Below are 25473 nucleotides of genomic sequence, written 5' to 3' on the forward strand. Positions count from 1 at the left end.
GACCTGACTCATGATACTCGACTTCACGCCGGCATTCGCCGGTTGGGCCGACATCGCGCACGGCGCGCTGGTCACAGTTGAAGTGACCGCCGCCGCGCTCGTGCTCTCGTGCCTGCTCGGCCTCCTGATTGGCATCGGCCGGCTCTATCCACAACGGCGGCTCGTCTACGGCTTTTGCACCGGCTACCTGATCTTCTTCCGCGGCACACCGCTGCTCGTGCAGCTGTTCCTGCTGTTCTTCGGCCTGCCGCAGTTCGACATCCTGCTGCCCGCGTTCGTCTGCGGCATGCTCGGGCTCGGGTTGTATTCGGCGGCCTACGTGTCGGAAATCGTGCGCGGCGCGATCCAGTCCGTGGATCGCGGACAGATGGAAGCGGCGCGCTCCATCGGCATGTCGTCGGGACAGGCCATGCGCGCGATCATTCTGCCGCAGGCCATCGTGCGCATGATTCCCCCGCTCGGCAACGAGTTCATCGCGCTGATCAAGAACTCGGCCCTGGTGTCGCTGCTGACAATTCACGATCTCATGCACGAAGGCCAGAAGATTATCAGCGTGTCCTACCGGTCGCTCGAAGTGTATATCGTGATCGCGCTCGTGTATCTCGTGCTCACGCAAACGACCAACTTCATTCTTCATCGCGCTGAACGTCGGTTACGCGCAGGAGGCATGGTGCAATGAGCAACGCTCAACCTATCGTCAGCATTCGCGAACTCACGAAGTCGTTCGGCGCGCATCGCGTATTGAACGGCATCGACTTCGACATCCAGCCGAGCCAGGTCGTGGTCGTGATCGGACCGAGTGGTTCCGGCAAGAGTACGTTTCTGCGCTGCTGCAACGGGCTGGAGCAGCCCGAGCGCGGCACGATCGATATCTGCGGCCAACGGCTCGTCGATCACGGCACGATGCTCAAGGACCGCCCACTCAACGCGCTGCGCACCGAAGTGGGCATGGTGTTCCAGTCGTTCAACCTGTTCCCGCATCTCTCGGTGCTGCACAACATCACGGTGGGTCCGCGCATGCTGCGCGGCGCCGCGAAAGCCGACGCCGAAGCCGCTGCGCTTGCCCTGCTCAAGAAGGTGGGTCTCGAGCACAAGGCGGATGCGATGCCTGCGAGCCTCTCGGGCGGCCAGAAGCAGCGCGTCGCCATCGCGCGGGCTTTGGCGATGCAGCCGCGCGTCATGCTCTTCGACGAACCGACTTCCGCGCTCGACCCCGAACTCGTGGGCGAAGTGCTGCAGGTGATGAAGCTGCTCGCCTCCGAAGGCATGACCATGCTCGTTGTTACGCACGAGATGGGCTTCGCGAAGGAAGTGGCCGATGTCGTGGTCGTGATGGATGGCGGCGAGATCGTTGAAGCTGGGCCACCCGCGCAGATTTTCTCGACGCCCACGCAACCCCGCACCCGCTCGTTCCTGCAGGCCGTGCTGTCGCGCGCGTGAACTCGACCTTGATACGCGGCGCCGCGCTCGTGGCGTCGCCGTGGAAAAACGGCGGCGGCATCACGCGCGAAGTCGCGTCCTGTGCGCACGCGTGGCGCGTGAGCATTGCCGATATCGATCGCGACGGGCCGTTCTCGCGTTTCGACGGCATCGACCGCCTGTTGATGGTTCTCGACGGCGCAGGGATGACACTCGGTGGCGCAGGCGTCCTGGGTGCGTTTGACGTTGCGCACTTCACCGGCGAAGCGCCGGTGACGGCGCACCTCGCAAACGGCACGGTGCGGGTGTTCAACCTGATGACGTACCGCGGCGCGGCGCGCGCCTCGGTCGACATCGTGCGCGCGCCGGGGCGCCGGACATTCGCCGCGGACACGGCGTTGCTGCTTTGCGCGCAGGGATCGGTCGAGGTGCGGGCCGGGCCGGCGTGCATCGCGCTGACGCCACTCGACACGCTGCGCATCGACCGGGCGAATCCCGTCGAGATCGCCATAGAAGGAGATGGCGTGCTGGTGTGCACGTCGCTGAATACGGAAGCCGACTCTTGAATTTATCCCCGAAATCGCTCTTCGCAGCCCATGCGCTGCTGCCTGACGGCTGGCGCACCAACGTTCTGATCGAGTGGAACGACGCGGGTACGCTCGTCGCCGTTACGCCCGACACAACCACCGCGCCGGCGGATGCCGGGGTCGCAGCGGGGCCGGTCATTCCGGGCATGCCGAACCTGCATTCGCACGCGTTTCAGCGCGGCATGGCCGGCCTCACGGAATACCGCGCCAATCCCACGGACAGCTTCTGGAGCTGGCGCGACCTGATGTACCGCTTCGCCGCACGCATCACGCCCGAGATGCTCGGTGCGATAGCGCGCTGGCTGTATGTCGAGATGCTCAAGGCGGGCTATACGTCCGTCTGTGAGTTCCACTACGTGCACCACGCGCAGGACGGCGGCCGTCACTCGCATCCGGCCGAACTCGCGCAGCGCGTCGTGGATGCCGCGAGCGAGACCGGCATCGGCATGACGATGCTGCCGGTGCTCTATCAGTACAGCGGCTTCGGCGCACAACCGCCGCGCGCCGACCAGCGCCGCTTCATCAACGCGACCGACGCCTTTCTGGAGCTTCTCGGCGCGCTGCGCGCCGCTCGTCCGGAACACGGCGCGCTGCGTTACGGAATCGCGCCGCACTCGCTGCGCGCTGTATCGGAGGATTCATTGCGCGCCGCGCTCGACGGACTCGACGCGATGTCGCCCGGCGCACCGGTGCATATCCACATTGCGGAGCAGACCGCGGAAGTGGATGCCTGCGTCGCGGCGCTCGGCGCACGGCCCGTGCAATGGCTGCTCGAGCGTTTCGACGTCGACGCGCGTTGGTGCCTCGTGCATGCGACGCACGTCGACGAACGCGAAACGCTTGCACTCGCGAAGAGCGGCGCGATAGCGGGCCTGTGCCTCACGACCGAAGCGAATCTCGGCGACGGCCTGTTCCCCGCAAGCGACTACCTCGATGCAGGAGGCGCATTCGGCGTCGGCTCGGATAGCCATATCGGCGTGGACTGGCGCGCGGAACTGCGCCTGCTCGAATATGGCCAGCGGCTCGCGCGGCGTCAGCGCAACGTGCTGGCCTCGCCGCAGGCATCGCATGTCGCCGACCGCCTGTTCCAGGGCGCGCTTGCGGGCGGCGCACGTGCGACCGGCCGCGCGGCCGGCGCCCTCAAGCAGGGCGCGCGAGCGGACTGGATCGTGCTCGATCCTGACCATCCCGATCTCGCGGAGCAGACCGGCGCGACGTGGCTGTCGTCCGCCGTCTTTTGCGAGCACGGCGAAACACCGGTGCGCGACGTCTTCGTCAGCGGCGAGCGCGTGATCCACGAGCGCCGTCATCGCGACGAAGTCAGGCTTTACGCGGACTATCGCCGGGCGTTGGCGCAGCTTCTCGCCGACGCCTGAGCGCAACCGTCAACCGATCCCAGGCACCATGAACGATCTCTTCTCACTCGACCGCGGCGATGCGCCGCTGATGATTTCCATTCCCCATCTGGGCACGCACATCCCGGTTGCGCTGCGCGACCGGTACACCGATATCGCGCTGACCGTCGCTGACACTGACTGGCATCTGGACCGCCTCTACGGATTCGCCCGCGCGCTCGGCGCAACGATTCTAGGTGCGCGTGTGTCACGTTACGTGATCGACCTGAACCGGCCGTCGAACGACGAAAGCCTATATCCGGGGCAGACCACCACGTCGCTGTGCCCGACCGAGACCTTTCGCGGCGAGCCGCTGTATCGCGACGGTTGCGCGCCGGACGCGGCCGAACGCAATCGCCGCGTGGCCACTTACTGGCAGCCGTATCACGACGCCCTGCATGAAGAACTGACGCGCCTGCGCCGCCAGCATCGCAACGTGCTACTGTGGGAAGCGCACTCGATCGCGAGCGTGCTGCCACGGTTATTCGAAGGCAAGCTGCCGGACCTGAACATCGGCACCCAGGATGGCCGCACCGCCGCGCCTTCCGTGCAGGAAGCGGTGCAGCGCGTCGCCGCGGCGAGTCCGTTCACGTGGATTGCGAACGGCCGCTTCAAGGGCGGCTTTATCACACGGCACGCCGGCGCGCCGCATGACGGCGTGCATGCGGTGCAACTGGAGATGTGCCAGTCCACCTACATGAGCGAGAACGCGCCGTTCGACTATCTGCCCGAGGTCGCGAAGAAAGTGGAGCCGGTGGTACGCGGCATGGTGAATGGTGCGCTCGACGCAATCGTCAAGCTGACTCCGAACGCCTCGCGGGCGAAATGAGCGCGATACTTCTTTGCCGCGGGACCTCTTAGAAATACATTCTGAACACCACGAGCGCCCATCCAGCCGAGCAGGCACTCTCTGTCCAATACACGCTCGCAGAACTTCGCCAGCACTCGGAGCAGGCGGGCGTGTTTCGAATGCAGAAGTGAAAGTCCCGCAGCGTCGGAGAGAGTGAAGCGCATTGAAAAGTGCTGCGGCCCCATGACTACGTCGGCTAAGGTCGACAGCTCAGGTCGGCGCTCTGTGCTGAAAGACCGCTTGTTGGCTTGACGAGCCCCCCTGAATGTCTCGCGCCTCAATCGAGTCAGGGTCCCATTTTGGCCGAACGCCGACGTTCCTCGCCAGCGTCCCCCCGGAAATCCACGAAGAACCAAATATTTCGGCTTCGGCTCGTAGACGCCGAATCTGCCGCGTCTTGCTCCGCAACCACAAACTGCCGAACGGCAGCCGGCTCAAGAACCTCCCAGAACTGGCGTCACGTCGGCGAACGCGTGGGCGCATCCGGCTCCCGGCCCGGTCCGGTCATGCCCGCGACGGTCACCCCAGCTCGAAAGACGTCACCCCGAACACGCGGTCGATCGCAATCGCAGGCGCCTCCTTCGTATACATCCGCGCGGTCTCGAACACGCTCGACATGCCGTGACGTTCTGCCAGCGCGACGGCCGCGGGGTTCGTTTCCGGTACGTCGAGCACGATCACCTCGCCGGGCATGCGCGACGCCAGCGCACGAAACAGCCCCGTCGCGACGTCGGCGTCATCGGCAAAGAGCGGGCCGATCTTGCAGCCCGCATGGCAGCGGCGCACGACCCCGTAACCGACAACTCGTCCCCCGTCGATCGTTGCGAGCGCAACTGCATCCGGCTGCGCGATCCAGACGGAGACGAAACGCTCGCGCGCCGCCGGAAAACACTGACGATCATAGGCGAGCAACTGCTCGAACGGCACATCGGCCGCTGCCGCCACATGTGCGCACCCGATGCCGCCCACGCGCCCCTGATAGCGGATGTTGCGATACGCGAGCCGGAACCCCGACTTCCTGTAATTCGCCTGCTGGGCAACGACACCGTCCAGGCCGATGTTTCGTTCTCCAAGGTAACGCATGCCGTGCTGCCAGATGCGCATGCCGAAGCCTTTGCCGCGAAACGCCGGTTTCACGATGTAGAGACCGATGAAGCCGAAGTGTTCGTCATAAGCAACCGCCGAAAGGCAAGCGACCGGCTCGCCGCGCCAGATGCCGACGAAGAAACCGGCCGGGTCCGCTTCCCTGAAACAATGCGCGTCGTGCAGACCGGGATTCCACCCTTCCGCGGCCGCCCATTCGACGCACATGGCCACTTCACCGGCCGACATGGTGCGCACGATAAAGTCTTCGCTTCGATCCATGATTCGTCCTTGCCGCGGCGCTCAAGATTGCCGCCTCGCGTTGCGGTGAAATCATCGGGAAGATGCTGTCGATCGGGCCATCATAATCCCGGGACGGCTATCGGCGTGAACGGTCATTCCGTGCCGTCACAGGACGACGAGCGGCTCACTCGCTTCCCGCCGCCCCCTGCTGCTTCTGCAATCTCGCCGGCAAGCGCCAGTTCCCGCTACGCCGCAACCCGTCGACGAACTTCGCGCGCTCGTCCGGCGTCAGCGTCGCCGCGAAATCGACGACACTGCGCTCGACTTGCCCTCGCAATGCGCTATCGGCCGCGCGCGTCCGTTCGAGCGCCGCATCGATCGCCGGCCGATCAAGCTGCGGCGCGGCCAGCAGATCGAGCACCGTGATCCGCCCATCACGCCCTTCCCGCGCGAAATCCCGAGCGTCCTTGCGTGCCGCCTTCAGCGCCGCCGCGAACGCCCGCTGACGCGCATCGGACAATCCGTCCGCGGCGAACCGCAACGCCGTGCGCTGTCCGGGCATTCCCGTTCCATGCAGGTCAGGATGCGTCGCGAACCACTGATACGCGCCGCCGCCAATCGCGCCGAGCATGAACACGTTCAGCACGACCGACCCGACGAGCACGAATTTCCTGCCGCGTTCGCTCATTCGTCGCCTCCGTCGATGCTCGGGCCGCCGAACGTCGTCGTCAGGTAGCCCGGTTCGTGTTGCGCGATCGGCGCGCTGCCGAGCATCAGCATCGACACGGCCACCGCGCCCGCCAGCGCGCCGGCCAGCCCGACACCCGCGAATGCCGCGCCCGACCACCACACCCGGCCCCGACGCCGCGCACGTTGTGGCGCCGGCGCCGACGCGATGATGCGTTCGACGAGTGCCGGCGTCGGCGGCGCGACCGTGTCCTGCATGAGCCAGGCATCGAGCTCGGCGGCATCGTCGAGCGCCTCCAGCGCGTCACGCGGATGCGCTTGCGCCCACGCTTCGGCCGCCGCGCGTTCGTCTTGCGGCCAGCGCCGCGCATCCGAGCCGTACGCGGCGACGATGGTACGGAATCGTTCGGGTGTCATCGCTTGTCCTCGCTAGGTGGGTCGCCGGCCAGTTGCGCGCGCAGGTTGCGCCTTGCGCGCGCGAGCAGGCTTTCCAGCGCATCGACGGTGATGCCCATCAGGTTGGCCGCTTCAACGTTCGACATGTCCTGATAGTACTGGAGCACGAGCGCTTCCCGCTGCCTCGGCGGCAACGCGGCGAGCGCCTCGCGCACGCGCGCGTCGCGCGAGTGCAACTCCGCGTGCGCGGCCGGCTCGGGTTGCGGGTCGGGCACGTCGGGCACCGCGTCGACCGGCTCCTCGCGCCGCCCGCGCAAACGGTCGTAGCACAGGTTCAGCACGACGCGATGCAGCCACGTGTCGAAGCGCGCTTCGCCATCCCGCCAGCGCGGCGCATGATTCCAGATCCGCAGGAAGGTTTCCTGCGCAACGTCTTCGGCTTCGGTCCGGTCGCCGAGCATGCGCGTCGCGAGCGCGAGCAAGCGCGGCAGTTTGCGTGCGACGAGCACACGCACGGCCGACGCGTCGCGCGCGCCCACCCGCGCGACGAGTTCCGCGTCGGGATCGGCGTCGCTCAACGCAGGCCGCTCCGCGATGCGCGGTGCGAACGCCGCATGCTGCCGGCGGTTGCGCCCGTTGTCCGGCTGAAGCTCATCGTCATGCTCTCCTTGCATGCATCGGACCGGCGCATCGGCGACACGTGATGCGCCACACCGGGAATCGGCCCGGTCGATTTCATCGAGATCCGGTTCGAACGGCATATCGATCCTGTCGATCGCCCGCCGGCCGGCGCGATCAATATACGACGACCGGCGCGGGCCGGTAATACACCGGACGCGCCGGCACCACGACGCAACCGGCCAGCACGACGGCCGCGGCTGTCAGGATAAGTATGGTTCGAAAAGGCATGGCTCAGCCGATGAGGTTGTGTGGAAATCCCGCCGCACGGGCAGGCGCTGCGCGCCGCGCGGCGCCCTGCGCTTCACGCCCAGTGGCCCGGCACCCAGCGCCAGTTGGGGCCGCGCGCGGCCCAGTGTCCAGGCACCCAGTGATAGCCGGCACGTACCACTTGCCAGTGTCCCGGAATCCACACGTAGCGGCCCTGCCGCCAGTGCCAGTGGCCTTGATCCCATACGTAGCCCGCGCGCGGCGCCGGCATCACTTCGACACGCGGCGGTGGCGGTGCGACCGGTGCGACGATGACGGCCTGCGCGAATGCGGTGGACGTCGCCAGCGCGGCCACGCATCCCGCGGCAAACCGTAATGAAATGGAAAGTTTCATGCAAGACTCCGAAGCATCGTTTCCCGGCCGGAGGTGGCCGTTCGTTCGTTAAACGACGCATGCGAAAAAAATCCGTCGCGGCACACGCAAATAAATTTCTGCCGCGCCGGCGACGCCGCGCGCGCCATCGACGCATCGGGCTCGCACATCGATTACCGTCTGTCACAACCCGGCAAAACTGCCCTTCGACAATGCGTATCACCGGGATCCCGCTCGTTTCCGGCCCACGCCCCCGACGCGCTCGCGCACGGCCGGGCAGTTCCGCATCTCGCGTGTCATTCAACGAAAATACGATCATGTCGAACCAGGAAAACCTCCCCGCCGAGTCGAACGAGCCGGCCGCTTCCGTATCGCGTCGCGGCTTCCTGAAACTGGCCGGCGTTTCCGGCCTCGCCACCGCCGCGGGCGGGCTCGCGGCCGCCCACGGCGCCGCGTCGAATCCGGACGGCACGCCCGAGCAGGTGCACCTGACGTGGGGCAGCGACCCGACATCGGAAGTCGCGATCTCGTGGGCGTCGCTCGCACCGGCCATCAATCCGCGCGCGCGGATCGTCGCCGACGGCGAACCGGCACGCACCGTGCACGGCGTGCAGCGCCTTTACACCGACGGCCTGAACGGCGAAACCGTGTTCACGTACCACGCACGCGTGCACGGTCTGAAACCGAACACGCGCTACCGCTATGAACTGACGGCCGACAACGACAGCAACGCCGCGCAGCCGTTTGCCGCGACCTTCACGACCGCGCCGCGCGGGCGCGCGCCGTTCCGCTTCACGAGCTATGGCGACCTCGCGACGCCGAATGGCGCGTGGGTGCTGTCGTCGCCGCAAAGCCGCTTCGCGGTGCAGGCCGTCGAGCAGTTCCAGCCGCTGTTCCACCTGCTGAACGGCGACCTCTGCTACGCGAACCTGAACCCCGCACATCAGCCGGAGGTGTGGCGCGACTTCGGCAACAACAACCAGACGTCGGCCGCGAACCGCCCGTGGATGCCGTGCCCCGGCAATCACGAGATCGAATTCAACAACGGCCCGCAGGGGCTCGACTCGTATCTCGCGCGTTACACGCTCCCGGAGAACGGCACGCGCTTTCCGGGCCGCTGGTACAGCTTCCGCGTGAGCTCGGTGCTGTTCATCTCGCTCGACGCCGACGACGTCGTCTACCAGGATGCGGCCGCATTCGTCGGCGGCCCGAATCCGCTCGTGCCGGCCGCGAGCACCGGCCGCGCGCCGATCGAACCAGGCACGTCGTTCTACGTACGCGGCTACAGCAACGGCGAGCAGACGCGCTGGCTCGAGCACACGCTGCGTCACGCGTCGCACGACGACGACATCGACTGGATCGTCGTGCAGATGCACCAGGACGCGCTGAGCTCGTCGAAGACGGGCAACGGCTCGGACAAGGGCATTCGCGAGGCATGGCTGCCGCTGTTCGACCGCTATGGCGTCGACCTCGTGCTGTGCGGTCACGATCACGACTACGAGCGCAGCTACCCGGTGCGCGGCTGCAATCACCGCGCGGGCGTCGATGCCTCGACCGGCGAAGTCGTCGAGACGCTGCAGCCGCGTCCGGTCGGGTCGACCGATCCGAACAGCACGACGTTCGACACGAGCCACGGCACGATCCACCTGATTCTCGGCGGCGGCGGCACCAGTGCGCCGCTCGACGTATACGGCGAAAACCCGGCGACCGGCTTTGCACAGGCCAAGGTCTTCACGAAGCCGAACCGACCGGTGCCGGGCACGGCGCCGAACACGTTCGTGCGCAAGCCAGCCGATGCGCTCGAGGATGCGATCTGGTCCGCACGCCGCGATACGGGCACGGGCTACGGGATCGCCGTGTTCGACCACGATCCGGGCCAGCCGGGCGGCCACACGACGATCACGATGCGCTATTACCACGCGCCGGGCGCGGATCAGCACCCGACCGCACAGTACGAGCTGTTCGAGACGATCGAGCTGAGCAAGAAGCGCCGCGAGCGCTGATGCGGCGGCCGCCCGCGGCGCGCGATCGCGCGGCGGGCGGTCGAAGTTGGGGTCGGCTCATGCGGGACATCGCACACAACGTGCGCCGTCCGCTTACCGGTATGGTGAATGCGCGGCGGCCTGCTTCACGCGGATCGACTGCATCCGTTCGCCATCCGAAGGTTGTGTGCGCATCGGTACGTCGATTGCGTCCGCAAGCCGTTCAACCGGTTAGCCGCGTGATTCCAGCGCGATACGCACGGCCAGTCCGGCCAGCACGGTCCCCATCAACCAGCGCTGCACGCGCGCCCAGACCGGCCGACCGGCAAGAAACGCCGCGATCGCACCGGCCATGCTCGCGATCAGCGCGTTGACGCTGACGCTGACCGCGATCTGCACGCAGCCCAGTGCCAGCGATTGCGCGAGCACGCTGCCGTGCCCCGGCGAAATGAACTGCGGCAGCAGCGACAGATACATCATCGCGATCTTCGGGTTCGCGAGGTTGGTGACGAAGCCCATCGTGAAGAGCCGCGCGCCGCTGTCGTGCGGCAATTGCCGGACCTGAAACGCCGAGCGCCCGCCCGGCTTGAGCGCCTGCCACGCGAGATATGACAGGTACAGCGCACCGGAGAAACGCAGCGCGTCATACGCATACGGCACGGTCAGCACCAGCGCGGTGATGCCGAATGCCGCGCAGAACATGTAGAACACGAACCCCAGCGCGACGCCGCCGAGCGACACGAGCCCCGCACGGCGGCCCTGGCAGATCGAGCGCGAGATCAGGTAGATCATGTTGGGGCCGGGCGTCAGGACCATGCCGAGCGACACGAGTCCGAAAGCGATCAGGGTGGGCAAGGCCGGCACGGCGGTCTCCTTCGAGGCAATGAAGTCAGGGCGAGTGACCCACAATGTATTGCATGTCGACAGCTGCCGGCATGAATAAACTGCAAGTCACCCATGAGCGCGCTTCATCGCGTCATCGCGCCGCCGATGCGCTACTTTCCCTTTTTCGTTCGCGCCTGAATCGCCTTTCCCACCTTCGCGCGCTGGGCGTCGACCAGCTTCACGAATGCGTCTGCGATCGCATTGCCGGTCGCGTTCCACGACAGCCGCACGGAACGGTGAAGCCTGGGCGACAGCGCCAGCACCTGGCCGCCGAACCGGGTGTAGGTGAGCGTGATGCGCGGGACGATCGACACGCCCATTCCCGCCTCCGCCATCGACAGGATGGTCCGCATCTCGACCACGTTGAACGCGGCGCGGAGCGACGCACCGTTGCGCGCGAAGTAGTCCGCGATGAGCGGCCCGCACCCCGCCTTCGAGAAAATGAACGGCATCGTGGACAACCGTTTCGCGGATACGCTCTTGCGGCCGTCGAACATGCCGTCCGCCGCCACTGCGACGAAATCCTCGTCGAGCAACGGCAGATTGTTCGCGAAGGTCTTCGTGCCCGCGACCACGCCGACGTCGGCGGTGCCGTCGTCGAGCCATCCTTCGACCTCCGCGTCCGTGCCTTCGAGCAGTACCGCCGTCACGCCCTCATGCGCCGCCTTCAACGCCTCGAGCGCGGGGACGACGAATGCGAGCGAAACACTCGGCAGCGACGCGACCACCAGCCGCCCTTCGAGCTTGCCGCGCGACAGGCCGAACTGCTGACGCAGCGTTTGTGCCTCGCGAACCACGTTCTGCACGTACGGCCACAGGCGTTCGCCGGCGGCAGTCAGGACGACCGGCTGGCGGTCGCGCAACAGCAGCTTGACCTCGGTGATGTCCTCCAGTTCGGTCAACGCATGACTGATCGCGGATTGACTGCGACTGAGCCGCTCGGCCGCGGCCGTCAGCGAGCCGAGTTCGACCACGGCCGCCAGGGCCTGCAACTGCGCAAGCGTCATCTCGCCTCCTTGTTTCGGTCCATGTATTTTTCACATGATAGGGCCGTGCATCATGAATTGTATTGAATCGCCTCAACGACCTTCGACGAGCGCGCGCCCTCGACCACGTTCGATGCCCCGCGCCGCGCTCGGGTAAGATTCAGCCTCGAAACGTGTCGAATGCCGACGGCGGACGATGCAACGGGGCGACCGGTTCGACCCGAAACCATACAACGGCGTGCGCGATCGCACGCACCGGCAACCGGTGCCGTCGACCGTCCCGCCGCCGCTCATGTCCCGACCTGCTCCCGATGACTCATCTCGATCTGACTGAAGGTGTATTGGTGTCCAGCCTGCACGGGCTCGCGCTGCTCGACCTGATCGGCATCGCCGTCGCACTGCTGCTCGGCGGGATGGTCAAGGGAATCACGGGCATCGGCGTTCCGCTGGTGGCGATGCCGATCCTGAGCCAGTTCCTGCCGATCCGGCACGCGGTGCTGCTGCTGTCGATGCCGATCATCCTCGGCAACATTCCGCAGGCGCTGGAAGGCGGCGAGGTGCTGGCGACCGCGCGCAAGATCGCCGCACCGATCGCGGGCACCGTGCTCGGCAACGTCGTCGGCGTCGCGATTCTCCTGTCGCTGAACGCGGGCCACGCACAGGCCGCGTCGGGCGCGCTGCTGATCGTCGCCGCGGCGCTGATGCTGAGCGCGCCGAAGCTGAACCTGCCAGAGGCATGGCAAAAGCCGGTCGGGTTCGCGCTCGGGTTCGGCGCGGCGCTGATGGAAAGCATCGCGTCGGTGCCGGGGCCGCTGCTCGCCACCTACCTGATTTCATCCGGCGCGACCGGCCGCGCGTTCACGAAGCAGATCGCGATCATCCTCGTGGTGTCGATCGTCACGCTGATCACGACGTTCAGCGGCGCCGCCCACGCGAGCGCCGCCGACCTCGCGATTTCCGCCGCGGCGAGCCTGCCCGCCATCGCCGGCATGTGGCTCGTTCGCCCGCTGCGGGACAAGATGTCGCCGCGCGTATTCCGGATGGTCGTCCTGCTGTTCGTGCTCGTGGCCGCGTCCCAGATGATCTGGAAGTCGGGCGTCTTCCGGCACGCGGCCTCGCCCGTCGCACAGGTCGCCAGCCCGCACGCGAACGCGAAATGACGTCGGCCGCCCGCCGGTCCAGTCACGGTCCGTTCCCCCGTCAGCCCCGATCCCGAAGACGCGTTAGACTGTCCTGATGGAACAATGCCGTTATTGCCAGAGAATCCGCGATGAATGGGATTGCCACGGGGACGAATGCCGCCGGGCAATCGCGAAGGCCCTGCGCCGGCAGCGCGCGGGTCTGCCGATGGTGCCCGACCGCATCCGCAACGAGCTGCCGTCCGGCGCGCCGACCCAGCAGGTGATCGCCGTCCTGTCCCGCCAGCGCCTGCGGGCCCGCCGCGGCAACGAGGAACGCCGCGAGCGCAAGGAAATCGACGACGCCGACGGCGTCTGATCCCGCACCATCCCCGATCCCGCCCCGCCGGCCGGCACCGCGCCGCCGGACGCTCGCCCGCGCACCGTCGGTTTGCCATTCCCGCAACGCCGGACGGGGACGGATCGAATTTCCGCGGCGATTATTACCTCGGCCGCAACGATCTTTCGTCGGAATCCACGTTTACCCTGAATCGGCTGACGCCTACGATGTAATCAATCGCTTACGACATGGTGTCGCCGGCGAACTCAATAGAACATCGGAGGTCATCATGAAATCGCTCGTTTCCGCAGTCGTTGCCGCTGTTGCCCTGTCCGCTTCGTTCGGCGCATTCGCCCAAAGCACCGTGACCCGCGCACAAGTGCGCAACGAACTCGTCCAGCTCGAAAACGCCGGCTACAAGCCGAGCCAGTCGAGCCCGTACTACCCGGCCGACATCCAGGCCGCGCAAGCGCGCGTGCACGCCGCCGACGCCAGCGGCTACGGCGCGCAACCGGCCCCGGTCGTCCAGGGCGGCGCACCGGCAGTCAAGGTGCAGAACGCGCGCGACTCGGTCTACTTCGGCCACTAAGCCCGCCGCTGCGCGCATCGCGCAGTCCGCCCGGTTCCGACGAGCCCGTCCCGTGACGGGCTCGTCGCGTTTCCACGGCACACTGAGCCGGCCCGCCGTCAGCGGCTGCCACCTGCCGCCACGCGAGCACCCGCATCCGCGCCGATGCCGCCGCCCAGCAATTCCTGGTAACGCACGTACGCGCATTGCGCGGACGCCTTCGCCGCATACATCGCCGCGTCGGCCTTGACCAGCAGTTCCTCGGCCGACGCGCCGTCGGCCGGATATTCGCTGACGCCGATGCTCGCGCCCACGGCCAGGTGACGTTCGCCGAACTCCAGCTCCTCGGCCATCACGATCTGGATACGCGACGCGATATCGCCGATCACCTCGGGCGATCGCACGTCCGAAATCAGCACGATGAATTCGTCGCCGCCGAGCCGCGCTGCCATGTCGCCGCTACGCAGCACGAGGCTCAGCCGTTTCGCGACCGCGACGAGCGTGCGATCGCCGGCCGCGTGCCCGTGCTGGTCGTTGATCTGCTTGAAGCGGTCGAGATCGACGAACATCACCGCCAGCCCCTCGCGCACCGCGGCCGCATGCCGGATCGCGGCCTCGAGATGCTCCATGAACAACAGGCGGTTCGGCAGCCCGGTCAACGGATCGTGACCAGCGAGGTGCGTGAGCTCCAGTTGCTTCGCGCGCAGCATCGCGACCTGCGTGCGGATCTCGACGCGCATGCTGTCGAAACAGCGCGCCAGCACGCCGATTTCGTCGGCCCGCGCAACGGGCAATCGCTCGGCGGCCGGATCGTCGAACACGTGGGTCGCCGCGCGCGCGAGCATCTGCAACGGACGCGTGATCGCACGCGCGAACAGGATCGCGAGAATCACCGCCGCCAGGCTCATCAGGAACACCATCCGGATGATCCGTTCGCCGAGCATCCCGGCCGGCGCCAGCACGTCCGTGAGCGGACGCGCCATGCCGAGCACGACAAAGCGGTTGCCCTCGTTGTTGCCGAACGGCGTGCGCACGAACGCGAGCATCTCGCCCGGTACGTCGTCGGGCTGCGCGAGACCGTTGAGCGTCACGTTCGTGCGCGTCCCGACGAACAGCAGCCGCGTGCCGGGAAAGCGGTCCTGCATCAGCACGCGCCGGCCGCGATCGAAGCCGAAGGTCTGCGACGGATCGGGATGCACGAGGAAGTCGCCCCACTCGTTCGCGAGGAACACCGCGTAGTCCTGCGGCAGGTCGCGCTCGAGCCGATCGAACATGCGCGACAGCTCGACGTCGACGACCAGCGCGCCGACCACCACGTCGGCCTGGTCGACGACCGGCGTGCCCACGCGCAGAATCGGCAGCCCTTCGGCCGCATGCGCGCCGGTCTCGTGATTGATCACGATCGGCGACAGGTAGATATGACCGGGTGCCGTCGCGAGCGTATCGAATACATAGGAAAACTGTCCTTTCTCCTGGAATGCACTCTCCGGCAGCACGACGATGCCGCGCGCGTCGCGATCGACGCGAATCCGCTCGAGCCCGAAATCGCCGCGCGCGATCAGCCGGATCTGCAGATACTCGGGGTGGTTCTTCATGAAGCTGACATACACCTGCTCGAGCCGCGAGCGCGGCGCAGGATCGGTGCCCTCGCCGCTCGCGACGCTCGGCGCCGACGGCAATTGCGCGAGCACGAGCGCATCGTCGGCCACGTCGGACAGCGCGGTCGTGAAGCGCTGTCCGAGCAATTGCGTCGACATCAGCAGGTTGTGCTGTGCTTCCTGCACGAGCATCGTCCGGTTCGCGCGGTAGGTGGAGTAGCCGGTCGTGCCGGACGCGATCACGCCGATGCACGCGAACAGCACCGACAGCTTCGACGTGAGCCCGAGCCTGATCATTTGTCGAACCGCTCCGGCCGGTCGCCCGACACGATGCGGCTCCACAGCGACTCGCGCCGCGCGATGTCCTCGACCGGCTGGATCCATACGAGGTGCTGGTTGCCGGACTCGAGACCGGGTGGCGGCTCGAGGGTATTCGCGAGCCCCTGGCGTTCGGTCAGCAACGCGCCAATCGCCGGTTCGAGCATGTAGTTGATCCATGCGAACGCGAGCTCGCGATGCTCCGCGCCGCGCGTGACGCCCCAGCAGTCGAGCCACGCGAGTGCACCTTCGTCCGGAATCACGTAGCCGACGTCCGCACCGGCGCGACGCAGTTGTTCGACCTGCTGCGTGCCGTAGTTGCCGAACATCAGCGCCGCGTGATGCTGGACGAACAGCGCGGTCGCCTCTTCCGGAAGCGTGTAATACGTGAGCAGGTTGCGTCGCAGGTCGACCAGCTTGTGCGCCACGGCAAGCGTTTGCGCGGGCGACAGGTGAAAGGGGTCGGGATAGCGAAGTGCGAGTGCGGTGAACGAAAAATTATGCTGCGCGCTGTTGAAGTCGAGCACCTTGCCGCGGTAACGCGGATTCCACAGTTCCAGCATCGAGCGCGGCGCGGCGGGCACCTGCCTGCGATCGTAAATCAGTCCCATCGACGAATACGTGAACGGAATCGCATAGGTCGAGCCGTTGTGCACGAGTCCGCCGATCGTCGCGAGCTGCTGGAAATTCGGTCGTTGCCGCCGACGGTTGGGGACCTGTGACAGGTCGATCGGTATGAGCAGGCCGTCGCGCGCGTAGCGCTGGATCTCTGCCGTGTTGGCCGCGAGCACGTCGTACGGCGGCGGCGACGCGCTGTGCATTCGCGTCCACAACGCTTCGTCGGAATCGACGAACGTCACTTCGACGCGTACGTGGAATTGCGTCTCAAACGCATTGACGACATCGTTGTCCGCGTAGCCGGGCCATGCAAGGACGCGCAGGACGTTGTCGTTGACGGTCTCGGGAGAAGCCGCGCACGCAGGCAGGCCCTGCAAGCCCAGCGTCAGGACGACAAACCATCGGCATACGGCCCGGCGCGCACGCCGACACGCGCCGATTCCCCTGATCAATCGGTCCTCGCCCGCATTCCCCGTATGCATTCGACTATCCTTTTTTTGAGTCGATGCTTGAGCTTGCAACAAGACCATAAAAAATATCGCCGCGCAATTGGAACAAGCCGCACGCGCATCGTGTGCGGCCATCCGGAGCGCGTCATGCATGCTCGCGTTCGATCGCATGTCTTCGCACGCGTGCGAACCGCCCGCGCGCGCGAAGAATCCTCAGGTGAAAGGCATGACTCGACGCGTGCCGCTTCCGGTTGCAGCCACGCGGCACACGAGTGAACGCCGCAATCGCGCGCGACGGATGCGCACGCATCGGCATCGCCACGACTGCGCGACCGCCCCCGCCCGTCGCACTTTTCTTTTCGGGCCGCTCGTCGGACAATGTCCCGCCCCGCCGCGCGCGGCGCCGCACCGGCCCGCGCGCCGCGTAAGCATGCTCCACCCGCGCACATGAAACGCTACGAAACCCTCGCCCATACGATCGCCGACGAAATCCGCAACGGCAACCTCGCGGTCGGCACGCGCCTGCCGTCGCTGCGCCAGATCATCGCGCAGCATGGCGTGAGCCAGTCGACGGTGTTTCGCGCGTACTACCTGCTCGAACAGTGGGGGCTGATCCGCGCACGCGAACGCTCCGGCTATTACGTCGCGCCGGGCGCGAGCCCGGCGGCGCACCCGCCCGCGAAACGCCGCGCGAGCCGCGCCGGCGCCACGCGCAAGGTCGACATCAGCGATCTCGTGTTCTCGGTGCTCGACGCCGCGACGCAACCCGGCATCGTGCCGCTCGGCTCCGCGTTCCCCGCGCCGCAGCTGTTTCCGCTGCCGCGCCTCGCGAAATCGCTCGCGCAGGCGACGCGGCTCGTCAGCCCGTGGAGCACGGTCGTCGACCTGCCGCCGGGCAACGAGGCGCTGCGCCAGCAGATCGCGCGGCGGTATCTGGCAACCGGCGTCGCGCAACCCGTCGACGAGATCGTCGTCACGAACGGCGCGCTGGAAGCGCTGAACCTGTGCCTGATGGCCGTCACGCGGCCCGGCGACGTCGTCGCGGTCGAATCGCCCGGCTTCTATGCGGCGCTGCAGGCGATCGAGCGGCTCGACCTGCGCGCGGTCGAGATTCCCGTCGATCCGCGCACGGGCCTCGATCTCGATGCGCTCGCGAACGCGCTCGACCGGCACGACATCCGCGCGTGCTGGTTCATGACCAATTTCCAGAATCCGACCGGTGTCACGCTGTCGCTCGACAAGAAGCGCGCGCTCGTGGAGATGCTTGCCGCGCGCGAGGTGCCGCTGATCGAGGACGACGTGTACGGCGAGCTGCATTTCGGCCCCGACTATCCGCTGCCCGCGCGCGCCTTTGACCGGCACGGTCTCGTGATGCACTGCAGTTCGTTCTCGAAGACGCTCGCGCCGGGCTACCGGATCGGCTGGGCCGCCGCCGGCCGGTTCGCGGAAAAAGTGCAGCGGCTCAAGCTGATGACCACGCTGTCGGCGAGCATCCCCGCGCAAGCCGGCATCGCGAACTATCTGGAGCACGGCGGCTACGATCGTCATCTGCGCAAGCTGCGCGGCGCGCTGCAGACGCAGCTCGCCCGCATGGACGACGCGCTGCGGCGCTGGCTGCCGGACGGCGTCGAATGGGTGGGGCCGGACGGCGGATATTTCCTGTGGCTGTCGTTTCCCGATGCGATCGACGCGATGGAACTGCATCGCCAGGCGATTGCGCGCGGCATCAGCTTCGCGCCGGGGCCGCTGTTCTCGGCCGCGCACGGCTTCGAGCGCTGCGTGCGCGTGAACTTCGGCCATCCGTGGAGCCGCGACATCGAACGCGCGATCCGCGTGCTTGGCGAACTGGTCGCCGAGCCTGCGGTACGCAAGGCCGGTTGAGCCCGCACGCAGGCCGCCGGCGCCGCCGCGCAGCCGACGCACGCACGGGTTACAGTGCATCTCCCTTCGCCCCCTCGACCCATCTCATGAGCGCATTGCCGTACCTCGATCACGCCGCGCTGCTGACGCTCGCCGCCGAAGCCGCCGGCGTCACGCAGCCGTGCACCTGCACGAAGACCCCGCTTGCCGGCTGGACGAGCCTGCCGCTCTCGCTGCAGGACACGCAACTCGTCGAAGTGGCGACGCTCGCGCCGCCCGACGACCCCGAACCGACCTACGACGAATTCCATCCGGACGGCACGCGCTACTGGTCCGACCGCGCGCCGATCGCGCCGCGCCACTTTCCGTACAACCGCTGCAACGTCAGCCGCTGCGTGTCGTGCGGCCGGCTGTTCCTGCGCTACCAGGAAGGCGGCGGTTACTTCATCGACCAGCGCATCCGCGCGCTCGATCCGGCCTTGATCGTCGACGCGCAAGCGCAAGCCTGAACCCGACGCGGGCATGCGCAACGCATGCCCGACGGCCGCCGGCGCATCGCCGATCTGCTGCGCCCTTTTCGTCCCGATCTGCTGCTTGTCCCGCCGCCCCGCGTTCCCTACGCTGTCTCCGGTTGCCCGACACCCGTCGCAACGTCCCCTTCCGAGCGGCGCGCGCCCTGCACAGCCGCGCCGCCCAGTTCCGCGACCAGCTCGAACGCTGGCAGCACGGCACGCTGAGCGAGGACGCGTTCCGGCCGTTGCGCCTGCAGAACGGCTGGTACGTGCAGCGCCACGCGCCGATGCTGCGCGTGGCCGTGCCGTACGGCGAACTGTCGAGCGCGCAGCTTCGCGTGCTCGCCCGGATCGCACGCGACTACGACGTGCCCGACGACGCCACCTATCGCGCCGCCCGCGACGCGCAGGCGCTGCTCGGCACGCTGCGCCTGCCGATCCGCAACGCGCACTTCACGACCCGCACCAACGTCCAGTTCAACTGGATTCCGCTCGCGAAGGCGGCCGACGTGATGGACCTGCTCGCGACCGTCGACATGCACGGGATCCAGACGAGCGGTAATTGCATCCGCAACATTTCGTGCGACGAGCGCGCGGGCGTCGCGCCGGACGAGATCGCCGATCCGCGTCCGTTCGCCGAAGTGATGCGCCAGTGGACGACGCTGCATCCGGAATTCGCGTTCCTGCCGCGCAAGTTCAAGATCGCGATCACCGGCGCGGCCGAGGACCGTGCGGCAACCGACTGGCACGACGTCGGGCTGAAGCTCGTGCGCAACGACGCGGGCGAGCTCGGCTTTCGCGTGAGCGCCGGCGGCGGCATGGGCCGCACGCCGCTGATCGCGACGCTGCTGCGCGCGTTCCTGCCTTGGCAGCACGTGATGAACTACATCGAGGCGATCGTCCGCGTCTACAACCGCTACGGACGGCGCGACAACAAGTACAAGGCACGCATCAAGATCCTCGTGAAGAGCGAGGGCCAGCGCTACATCGACGACGTCGAGGAAGAGTTCCGCCAGATCGTCGAGCATGACGGCGGCCCGCACACGATCCCGCAAGCCGAATTCGACCGCATCGCGGCATCGTTCGTGCCGCCGCGCATCGCGCCGCGTGCGCTCGACGTGCAGGATGCCGAAGCGCGCATGGCCGCGCACGCCGGTCGCCATCCGGCCTTCGCGCGGTGGCTGGCGCGCAACGTCGCCGCGCACCGCGACCCGGCGCTGAGGATCGTCACGCTGTCGTTCAAGCGCCGCCTGCAGGCGCCCGGCGATGCGTCGCCCGAGCAGCTCGACGCGCTCGCCGAACTCGCCGACCGCTTCTCGGCCGGCGAGGCGCGCGTCACGCATGCGCAGAACGTGGTGCTGCCGTGGGTGCACGTCGACGACCTGTTCCTGCTGTGGGAACACGCACGCGCGATCGGTCTCGCCAGCGCGAACGTCGGACTCCTGACCGACATGATCGCGTGCCCGGGCGGCGATTTCTGCGCGCTCGCGAACGCGCGCTCGATTCCGATCGCCGACGCAATCGCCGAACGGTTCCAGGATCTCGACATGCTGCACGACGTCGGCGACATCGACCTGCACATCAGCGGCTGCATCAACTCGTGCGGCCACCATCACAGCGGGCACATCGGCATCCTCGGCGTCGACAAGGACGGCGCCGAGTGGTACCAGGTAACGCTCGGCGGCTCGGACGGTTCGAGCGCGAGCGGCCCCGCGCGGCCGGGCAAGGTGATCGGCCCATCATTCTCGGCGGACGAGATCGTCGATGTCGTGGACGCGCTCGTCAACGTCTATCTCGACGCGCGGCTCGACGCCGACGGCCGCGGCGAACGATTCATCGACACGGTGCGCCGCATCGGCGTCGAGCCCTTCAAGGCCGCGGCGAACGACGCACGTCACCAGGCGGAGCACGCATGAACGCGACCGACCCAAACACCCACGCACGCATCCGGCTGCTGACACCGGCCGAACACGCCGACGACACGCACTCGCCCAACACGGCGACGCTCACGACCCTGACGATCGGCAACGACGAGGAACTGGCGCCGCTCGCGGAGCGGATCGCGCAGGCCGCGCGCATCGACCTGCACTTCCCGTCCTTCACCGACGGTCGCGCATACAGCCAGGCGTATTTACTGCGCAAGCGCTTCAGCTTCGCCGGCGACCTGCGCGCGACGGGCGACGTGCTGATCGACCAGTTGCTGCTGATGGAACGCACCGGGTTTTCGAGCGCGGTGCTCGGCGCCGATGCCGATCTCGCGGCCGCGCGCCGGCAGCTCGACCGGTTTCCCGGCTTCTATCAGCGCGACGCGAGAACGGTAGCGTCGCGGCAGGACGCCGCGACGCAGACGACGCAATGAAAACGGGCGGCCCGCAGGCCGCCCGTCCGATGAACGACAACCGCGCCCGCCGCGAAGCGGGCGCCGGCGTTCAGCGCGCCGCCACCGGCTTGCCGAACGCGCCGAGGATCTTCTTCTCGAGCGCGATGTAGTCGTGGCCGAAGTGGTGGTCGCCGCCCGTCTTGATCACGTCGGCGCCGCTATTCGCGAGCGCCGGACACATCGTGTCCTTCTCTTCCGCGCCGTAGAAGCACTGCACGAGCTGCGGCGGCACCTTCGCGATTTCCGGCGCGACCTTCATCGCCTTGTCGCTCGCCGGCATGCCGAGCCAGCCCGTCACGCGGATCTGGAAGTCCGCCGCCGGCGCGAAGCCGAGCAGCGACATCACCGCGACCTTGTCGCGCAGGTCGGCCGGCAGGCGGTTGTATGCGAACGGCATCACGTCCGCGCCGAACGAGTAGCCGACCAGCGCCACGCGGTTCGCATGCCAGCGCGCCATGTACGTGCGCATCACGCGCGCCAGGTCGCGGCTCACCTGCGCGGGCGGCTTCTCGCTCCAGAAATAGCGCAGGCTGTCGATGCCGACGACCGACACGCCGTCGCGCTGCAGCGCCTCGGCGATCGTCTTGTCGAGATCGCGCCAGCCGCCGTCGCCCGAGATCACGATCGCGAGGCGGTCGCTACCGCCCTTGGCCGGCAGCTCGACGAGCGGCAGGTCCGACACGTCGAGCTCGTCGCTGCTGCTGGTGTCGTGCAGGTGCGACGTGACGAGCGACACGAGCTTCGCGGTGTCGCCGGCCGCAGCCGTTTCGACGAAGCCCGGCATCGCGCGGCGCACGATCGTCGGATCGGGCGGGCACGGCTTGAAGCGCGCATCGAGCTTCGCCGCCGGCGCGACCGACACGACGCCGGCGATGGTGTTTTCCGGCGCCATCGACAGGATCTGCTTCGCGATCGCGCCGCCCTGGCCTACGCCCGCGACGATCGGCGTGTAATAGCGCGCCGATTGCGCGAGGCGTTCGAGCTGATGGCTGACCGCCTCGGCGTCGCCGTCGAGGTGGTGACAGGTTTCCTGCTTGGCGGCGAGGTTCGCCGCATAGCGCTCCGAATCCACGCCGACCGTCATCGCGCCCGCTTTCGCGAGCGCATCGGCTGCCTGCTGGTCGGCTTCGCCCCAGCCCCGCTCACGCGAGAACAGCACGACGAAGCCGCGCAGCGGGCCGCCCGGCTTCGTCACGGTCACGGGGCCGTAGCGGCCGCCCGACACGGTTTCCGGTTTCGCCGCCGCCGGCTGCGCCGCGAGCGCGGCGCCGGCCAACATCATTCCCGCACAGGCGAGCGCCGCCTGCGCGATACCCTTCTTCAACATCATGAACGCCGACCTCCAGCCAGCAGGGACAGATCCGCGAGCGTGACGAACACGCCGACCGAGCCCGAGGCCGCGAGATAGCGCGGCTCCCAGTGCGGTTCGAACTTGCTCTTGAATGCACGCAAGCCACGGAAGTTGTAGAAGCGGCCGCCGAAGCGCCAGACCATCAGCCCGAACCGGTGCCACGGCGACGGCATCTTCGCCGCCCCCATCCCCGAGAACGGCGCGATGCCCAGGCTCAGCTTGCGGAATCCCGCTTCCTTCAGATGCAGCGCGAGCTGCGTAAACAGATACTCCATCGCATACGGCGACGCGTCCGGCAGATGACGCATCACGCCGACCGTCGCCTCGGTGTTGAGGTCGGTCGTCATGAACGTGACGAAGGCGATCGGCTTGTCGGCCTGGCGCACGAGCATCACCGACTGCGTCGCGAGATAGCCGTCGTGGAATGCGGCCACCGAGAAACTCTTCTCGCGCGCGTCGCGGCTGTCGAGCCAGCCGTCGGAGATGTCGCGCAGCGACGGCAGCGCGGCCGGCACGTCGCACGGCGCGATCACCTCGACCGTCAGCGCGTCCTTGTCGCCGCGGCGCAGCGCATAGCGCAGGTGCGACCGGTTCGAACCCTTCAGGTCGAACCGGTCGAGCGCGATGTGGGCTTCCTCGCCGAGCTTCATCAGCGTGAGCCCGGCGTCGAGATACAGCGGCAGCGCGTTCGCGCGCACCTGGTAGAACGCCGCGCGGCCGCTGTGCGCGTGCGCCAGCGCGATGAACTTGCTGATCAGCGCCGGCCATTCCTCGCGCGGCCCGACCGGGTCGTGCAGCGCGGCCCACGTGCGGCCGTTTTTCGCGTACATCAGGAACGCGCGGCGCGATTCGGAAAACAGGAACGACTTGTCGCCCATCAGCGCGAGGCCCGCATCGCTGCATTCCTGCGCGCGGATGATCTGCTCCGCGTCGACCAGGTCCTGCTCGGCGGGCTTCACGAAACGTCCGGGCGCCGGACGCAGCAACTGCCACAACGCGAACATCGCGACGAACACGCCGGCCGCGAGCGTCGCGCGCAGCGCGCGCGGCGCGCGTGCGTCGAACGAGAAATGCGACCACAGATCGCGCGTGTAAGGCACGTCGCGGAACGCGAAGCACAGCACCCACACCGCGAGGATCAGCACCATCGTCACCGACACGAACCAGCTCACCGTGAAGCGCTCGGCGAGCAGCGACGAATGCCGGTTGAAGCGGCGGCGGCTGACGAGCAGCAGCACCAGCAGCGTGCCGAGCACGCCGGCCTCGACGAACGCGAGGCCCTTCGCCAGCGACAGCGCGAGGCTCGCGAGCGTCAGCGCGAAGGTCATCCACCATGCGCCGTCGAGCCGGCGCAGCAGCCCGCGCGCGACGAACAGCAACGCGACGCCCAGCACGCTGCAGATCACCTGCGAGCCTTCGAGCACCCACAGCGGGACGATGTTGCGCAGGATCGCGATCCGGTACCAGAACGCAGGCGTCGCGCTCGAAATCACCAGCATGCTGCCGACCGCGAAGGTCACCAGGCTCAGGAACAGCGGCGCCAGCTGCGACACGCGCGCGGCCTGCCGCGACACGAGCCGGCGGCGCAGCGCGCGACCCTCGAAACCGGCCAGCAAGCCGGCCGACAACACGAGCGGCACGCCGAAGTAGATCGCGCGATAGGCGATCAGCGCGGCGACCATCGCATGCGCGGGCACTTCGCGGCCCAGCGTGAAGACCATCGCCGCTTCGAACACGCCGATCCCGCCCGGCGTATGGCCGATCATCCCGAGCAGCAGCGCGGCCGCGTACACCGTGATGAAGGTCGGGAGACCGACCGGCGCGGCCGGCAGCAGCACCCACAGCGTCAGGCCGGCGGCCACGACGTCGAGCACCGCATAAACGACCTGCGCGACGAGGTCGCGCCGCGCCGGCACGTCGAACGAAAGCCACTTGAAGCGCGTGACGACCGGGCGCGCGGTGTTGCCGCACATCATCGTCATCACGGCCAGCACGACGAGCAGCGCGGCGCCGCTCCACGTGAGGACGCCGGGCGCGACATGCAGCATCGCGGCGAGCGTCTGCGGCACGCAGACCATGCCGACCGCCGTCATCAGCACCAGCGCGAGCGCGAGCGTGCCGCTCGTGAATACCGTCATGCGGCCGATCTGCGCGGGCGTGACGCCCGACACGCCGTACACGCGCGCGCGCACGGCGCCGCCCGTCAGCGCGCCGAAGCCGGTCGCGTTGCCGAGCGCGGACCCGGCGATCGCGCCGATCCACAACGCAACGCGCGGCACCTTCGCGGCGACATAGCGCAGGCCGACCGCGTCGCGGGCGACGAGCGCGAGATAGCTGAGGGCCGTCGCGGCCAGCGACGCGCCCCATTCTTGGGCGGACATGTGACGCAACTCGCGGATCACCGACCGATAGTCGACGGATTCCGACAGGTGCTGGAAAACCACGATCAGCAGCAGCCCGATGCCGAGCGCGAGCAACGGCGACAGCACGCGTTCGTTGCGGATCAGCGCCCGGACACGGGCGATCACCGCCGCGGCGCGGCCGGGCGAACCAGGGTGGCGGGAAGACATAGGTTGTTCAGTGGTGGT

General features: G+C 67.7%; 24 protein-coding genes. 13 read left to right on the forward strand and 11 right to left on the reverse strand.

The window, feature by feature from the left end; translation table 11 throughout:
• The first annotated feature begins 10 nt into the window (after window positions 1-10).
• From HWX25_RS20445 to hutG, 5 genes are read left to right on the forward strand one after another with little or no spacing between them, the layout of a single operon-like run.
• Entirely contained in the window at window positions 11-679 is a 669-nt protein-coding gene (locus HWX25_RS20445; RefSeq protein ID WP_111021423.1) for an amino acid ABC transporter permease, read from the forward strand.
• Window positions 676-1440 (forward strand): amino acid ABC transporter ATP-binding protein, encoded by a 765-nt coding sequence (locus HWX25_RS20450; protein WP_175910050.1) that lies wholly within the window; start codon window positions 676-678, stop codon window positions 1438-1440. The genes HWX25_RS20445 and HWX25_RS20450 overlap by 4 nt, the downstream gene beginning before the upstream one ends.
• The gene (locus HWX25_RS20455; protein WP_111021421.1) at window positions 1437-1985 is read left to right on the forward strand and encodes a HutD family protein; all 549 of its coding nucleotides are present in this window, start codon (window positions 1437-1439) and stop codon (window positions 1983-1985) included. The genes HWX25_RS20450 and HWX25_RS20455 overlap by 4 nt, the downstream gene beginning before the upstream one ends.
• Window positions 1982-3382, forward strand: coding sequence for a formimidoylglutamate deiminase (locus HWX25_RS20460; protein WP_175910052.1), 1401 nt, complete (start codon window positions 1982-1984; stop codon window positions 3380-3382). The genes HWX25_RS20455 and HWX25_RS20460 overlap by 4 nt, the downstream gene beginning before the upstream one ends.
• Window positions 3383-3410: 28 nt before the next feature.
• Window positions 3411-4229: an N-formylglutamate deformylase gene (gene hutG, locus HWX25_RS20465; protein ID WP_175910054.1), complete on the forward strand. Its 819-nt coding sequence runs from the start codon at window positions 3411-3413 to the stop codon at window positions 4227-4229.
• A 540-nt stretch (window positions 4230-4769) separates the two neighbouring features.
• Here the strand turns inward: hutG and HWX25_RS20470 are convergent.
• The 5 genes from HWX25_RS20470 to HWX25_RS20490 all read right to left on the reverse strand — a co-directional run bounded on the left by HWX25_RS20470 (window position 4770) and on the right by HWX25_RS20490 (window position 7941).
• Window positions 4770-5615, reverse strand: coding sequence for a GNAT family N-acetyltransferase (locus HWX25_RS20470; RefSeq protein WP_175910056.1), 846 nt, complete (start codon window positions 5613-5615; stop codon window positions 4770-4772).
• A 145-nt stretch (window positions 5616-5760) separates the two neighbouring features.
• The gene (locus HWX25_RS20475; protein ID WP_175910058.1) at window positions 5761-6264 is read right to left on the reverse strand and encodes a periplasmic heavy metal sensor; all 504 of its coding nucleotides are present in this window, start codon (window positions 6262-6264) and stop codon (window positions 5761-5763) included.
• Entirely contained in the window at window positions 6261-6680 is a 420-nt protein-coding gene (locus tag HWX25_RS20480; protein WP_175910060.1) for a hypothetical protein, read from the reverse strand. Before HWX25_RS20480 ends, HWX25_RS20475 begins: the two co-directional genes overlap by 4 nt.
• Window positions 6677-7420 carry an RNA polymerase sigma factor gene (locus HWX25_RS20485; RefSeq protein WP_175910062.1) on the reverse strand — a complete coding sequence of 248 codons (744 nt, stop codon included), beginning with the start codon at window positions 7418-7420 and terminating at the stop codon, window positions 6677-6679. The genes HWX25_RS20480 and HWX25_RS20485 overlap by 4 nt, the downstream gene beginning before the upstream one ends.
• 221 nt (window positions 7421-7641) lie before the next feature.
• Complete coding sequence (locus tag HWX25_RS20490; protein WP_175910064.1) at window positions 7642-7941, reverse strand: YXWGXW repeat-containing protein; 300 nt, start codon at window positions 7939-7941, stop codon at window positions 7642-7644.
• A gap of 296 nt (window positions 7942-8237) precedes the next feature.
• Between HWX25_RS20490 and HWX25_RS20495 the strand changes: the two genes are divergently transcribed.
• A complete protein-coding gene (locus tag HWX25_RS20495; protein ID WP_175910066.1) occupies window positions 8238-9923 on the forward strand; it encodes a metallophosphoesterase family protein in 1686 nt (561 codons plus the stop codon).
• A gap of 210 nt (window positions 9924-10133) precedes the next feature.
• Here HWX25_RS20495 and HWX25_RS20500 read toward each other — a convergent pair whose 3' ends face one another.
• Window positions 10134-10766 (reverse strand): LysE family translocator, encoded by a 633-nt coding sequence (locus HWX25_RS20500; protein WP_175910068.1) that lies wholly within the window; start codon window positions 10764-10766, stop codon window positions 10134-10136.
• Between the two features lie 131 nt (window positions 10767-10897).
• Window positions 10898-11794, reverse strand: a complete 897-nt coding sequence (locus HWX25_RS20505; protein ID WP_175910070.1) for a LysR family transcriptional regulator — start codon at window positions 11792-11794, stop codon at window positions 10898-10900.
• Between the two features lie 290 nt (window positions 11795-12084).
• Between HWX25_RS20505 and HWX25_RS20510 the strand changes: the two genes are divergently transcribed.
• The 3 genes from HWX25_RS20510 (at window position 12085) to HWX25_RS20520 (ending at window position 13820) form a co-directional block, all read left to right on the forward strand.
• The gene (locus HWX25_RS20510) at window positions 12085-12933 is read left to right on the forward strand and encodes a sulfite exporter TauE/SafE family protein (RefSeq protein ID WP_175910072.1); all 849 of its coding nucleotides are present in this window, start codon (window positions 12085-12087) and stop codon (window positions 12931-12933) included.
• A 76-nt stretch (window positions 12934-13009) separates the two neighbouring features.
• The gene (locus HWX25_RS20515) at window positions 13010-13270 is read left to right on the forward strand and encodes a hypothetical protein (protein WP_006760082.1); all 261 of its coding nucleotides are present in this window, start codon (window positions 13010-13012) and stop codon (window positions 13268-13270) included.
• A 250-nt stretch (window positions 13271-13520) separates the two neighbouring features.
• Window positions 13521-13820 carry a DUF4148 domain-containing protein gene (locus tag HWX25_RS20520; protein ID WP_175910074.1) on the forward strand — a complete coding sequence of 100 codons (300 nt, stop codon included), beginning with the start codon at window positions 13521-13523 and terminating at the stop codon, window positions 13818-13820.
• Window positions 13821-13918: 98 nt separating this feature from the next.
• On the opposite strand, the gene HWX25_RS20525 is transcribed toward HWX25_RS20520, so the two are convergent.
• Both HWX25_RS20525 and HWX25_RS20530 read right to left on the reverse strand, forming a co-directional pair.
• A complete protein-coding gene (locus HWX25_RS20525) occupies window positions 13919-15694 on the reverse strand; it encodes a diguanylate cyclase (RefSeq protein ID WP_175910083.1) in 1776 nt (591 codons plus the stop codon).
• Complete coding sequence (locus HWX25_RS20530; protein ID WP_175910085.1) at window positions 15691-16815, reverse strand: extracellular solute-binding protein; 1125 nt, start codon at window positions 16813-16815, stop codon at window positions 15691-15693. The genes HWX25_RS20525 and HWX25_RS20530 overlap by 4 nt, the downstream gene beginning before the upstream one ends.
• A 414-nt stretch (window positions 16816-17229) precedes the next feature.
• On the opposite strand from HWX25_RS20530, the gene HWX25_RS20535 reads away from it, so the two are divergent.
• The 4 genes from HWX25_RS20535 (at window position 17230) to HWX25_RS20550 (ending at window position 21513) form a co-directional block, all read left to right on the forward strand.
• A complete protein-coding gene (locus HWX25_RS20535; protein ID WP_175910087.1) occupies window positions 17230-18663 on the forward strand; it encodes a PLP-dependent aminotransferase family protein in 1434 nt (477 codons plus the stop codon).
• A gap of 86 nt (window positions 18664-18749) precedes the next feature.
• Window positions 18750-19151 carry a hypothetical protein gene (locus tag HWX25_RS20540; RefSeq protein WP_175910089.1) on the forward strand — a complete coding sequence of 134 codons (402 nt, stop codon included), beginning with the start codon at window positions 18750-18752 and terminating at the stop codon, window positions 19149-19151.
• Window positions 19152-19273: 122 nt separating this feature from the next.
• Window positions 19274-21070, forward strand: a complete 1797-nt coding sequence (locus HWX25_RS20545) for a nitrite/sulfite reductase (RefSeq protein ID WP_244138785.1) — start codon at window positions 19274-19276, stop codon at window positions 21068-21070.
• Window positions 21067-21513, forward strand: a complete 447-nt coding sequence (locus HWX25_RS20550) for a DUF934 domain-containing protein (RefSeq protein ID WP_175910091.1) — start codon at window positions 21067-21069, stop codon at window positions 21511-21513. The genes HWX25_RS20545 and HWX25_RS20550 overlap by 4 nt, the downstream gene beginning before the upstream one ends.
• Window positions 21514-21583: 70 nt before the next feature.
• Here the strand turns inward: HWX25_RS20550 and HWX25_RS20555 are convergent, their stop codons facing one another.
• Window positions 21584-22864, reverse strand: a complete 1281-nt coding sequence (locus tag HWX25_RS20555) for a virulence factor family protein (RefSeq protein ID WP_175910092.1) — start codon at window positions 22862-22864, stop codon at window positions 21584-21586.
• A complete protein-coding gene (mprF, locus tag HWX25_RS20560) occupies window positions 22861-25455 on the reverse strand; it encodes a bifunctional lysylphosphatidylglycerol flippase/synthetase MprF (protein WP_175910093.1) in 2595 nt (864 codons plus the stop codon). Before mprF ends, HWX25_RS20555 begins: the two co-directional genes overlap by 4 nt.
• Between the last annotated feature and the right edge of the window lie 18 nt (window positions 25456-25473).

Source organism: Burkholderia sp. BCC1640 (assembly GCF_902833125.1).
GTDB lineage: Bacteria > Pseudomonadota > Gammaproteobacteria > Burkholderiales > Burkholderiaceae > Burkholderia > Burkholderia diffusa.

Bases quoted from the DNA above. Each gene is read 5' to 3' on its own strand.
- HWX25_RS20445 (WP_111021423.1), top strand. From the start codon at position 11: ATGATACTCGACTTCACGCCGGCATTCGCCGGTTGGGCCGACATCGCG.
- HWX25_RS20450 (WP_175910050.1), top strand. From the start codon at position 676: ATGAGCAACGCTCAACCTATCGTCAGCATTCGCGAACTCACGAAGTCG.
- hutG (WP_175910054.1), top strand. From the start codon at position 3,411: ATGAACGATCTCTTCTCACTCGACCGCGGCGATGCGCCGCTGATGATT.
- HWX25_RS20470 (WP_175910056.1), bottom strand. From the start codon at position 5,615: ATGGATCGAAGCGAAGACTTTATCGTGCGCACCATGTCGGCCGGTGAA.
- HWX25_RS20475 (WP_175910058.1), bottom strand. From the start codon at position 6,264: ATGAGCGAACGCGGCAGGAAATTCGTGCTCGTCGGGTCGGTCGTGCTG.
- HWX25_RS20480 (WP_175910060.1), bottom strand. From the start codon at position 6,680: ATGACACCCGAACGATTCCGTACCATCGTCGCCGCGTACGGCTCGGAT.
- HWX25_RS20485 (WP_175910062.1), bottom strand. From the start codon at position 7,420: ATGCCGTTCGAACCGGATCTCGATGAAATCGACCGGGCCGATTCCCGG.
- HWX25_RS20490 (WP_175910064.1), bottom strand. From the start codon at position 7,941: ATGAAACTTTCCATTTCATTACGGTTTGCCGCGGGATGCGTGGCCGCG.
- HWX25_RS20495 (WP_175910066.1), top strand. From the start codon at position 8,238: ATGTCGAACCAGGAAAACCTCCCCGCCGAGTCGAACGAGCCGGCCGCT.
- HWX25_RS20505 (WP_175910070.1), bottom strand. From the start codon at position 11,794: ATGACGCTTGCGCAGTTGCAGGCCCTGGCGGCCGTGGTCGAACTCGGC.
- HWX25_RS20510 (WP_175910072.1), top strand. From the start codon at position 12,085: ATGACTCATCTCGATCTGACTGAAGGTGTATTGGTGTCCAGCCTGCAC.
- HWX25_RS20515 (WP_006760082.1), top strand. From the start codon at position 13,010: ATGGAACAATGCCGTTATTGCCAGAGAATCCGCGATGAATGGGATTGC.
- HWX25_RS20520 (WP_175910074.1), top strand. From the start codon at position 13,521: ATGAAATCGCTCGTTTCCGCAGTCGTTGCCGCTGTTGCCCTGTCCGCT.
- HWX25_RS20525 (WP_175910083.1), bottom strand. From the start codon at position 15,694: ATGATCAGGCTCGGGCTCACGTCGAAGCTGTCGGTGCTGTTCGCGTGC.
- HWX25_RS20530 (WP_175910085.1), bottom strand. From the start codon at position 16,815: ATGCATACGGGGAATGCGGGCGAGGACCGATTGATCAGGGGAATCGGC.
- HWX25_RS20535 (WP_175910087.1), top strand. From the start codon at position 17,230: ATGAAACGCTACGAAACCCTCGCCCATACGATCGCCGACGAAATCCGC.
- HWX25_RS20540 (WP_175910089.1), top strand. From the start codon at position 18,750: ATGAGCGCATTGCCGTACCTCGATCACGCCGCGCTGCTGACGCTCGCC.
- HWX25_RS20550 (WP_175910091.1), top strand. From the start codon at position 21,067: ATGAACGCGACCGACCCAAACACCCACGCACGCATCCGGCTGCTGACA.
- HWX25_RS20555 (WP_175910092.1), bottom strand. From the start codon at position 22,864: ATGATGTTGAAGAAGGGTATCGCGCAGGCGGCGCTCGCCTGTGCGGGA.
- mprF (WP_175910093.1), bottom strand. From the start codon at position 25,455: ATGTCTTCCCGCCACCCTGGTTCGCCCGGCCGCGCCGCGGCGGTGATC.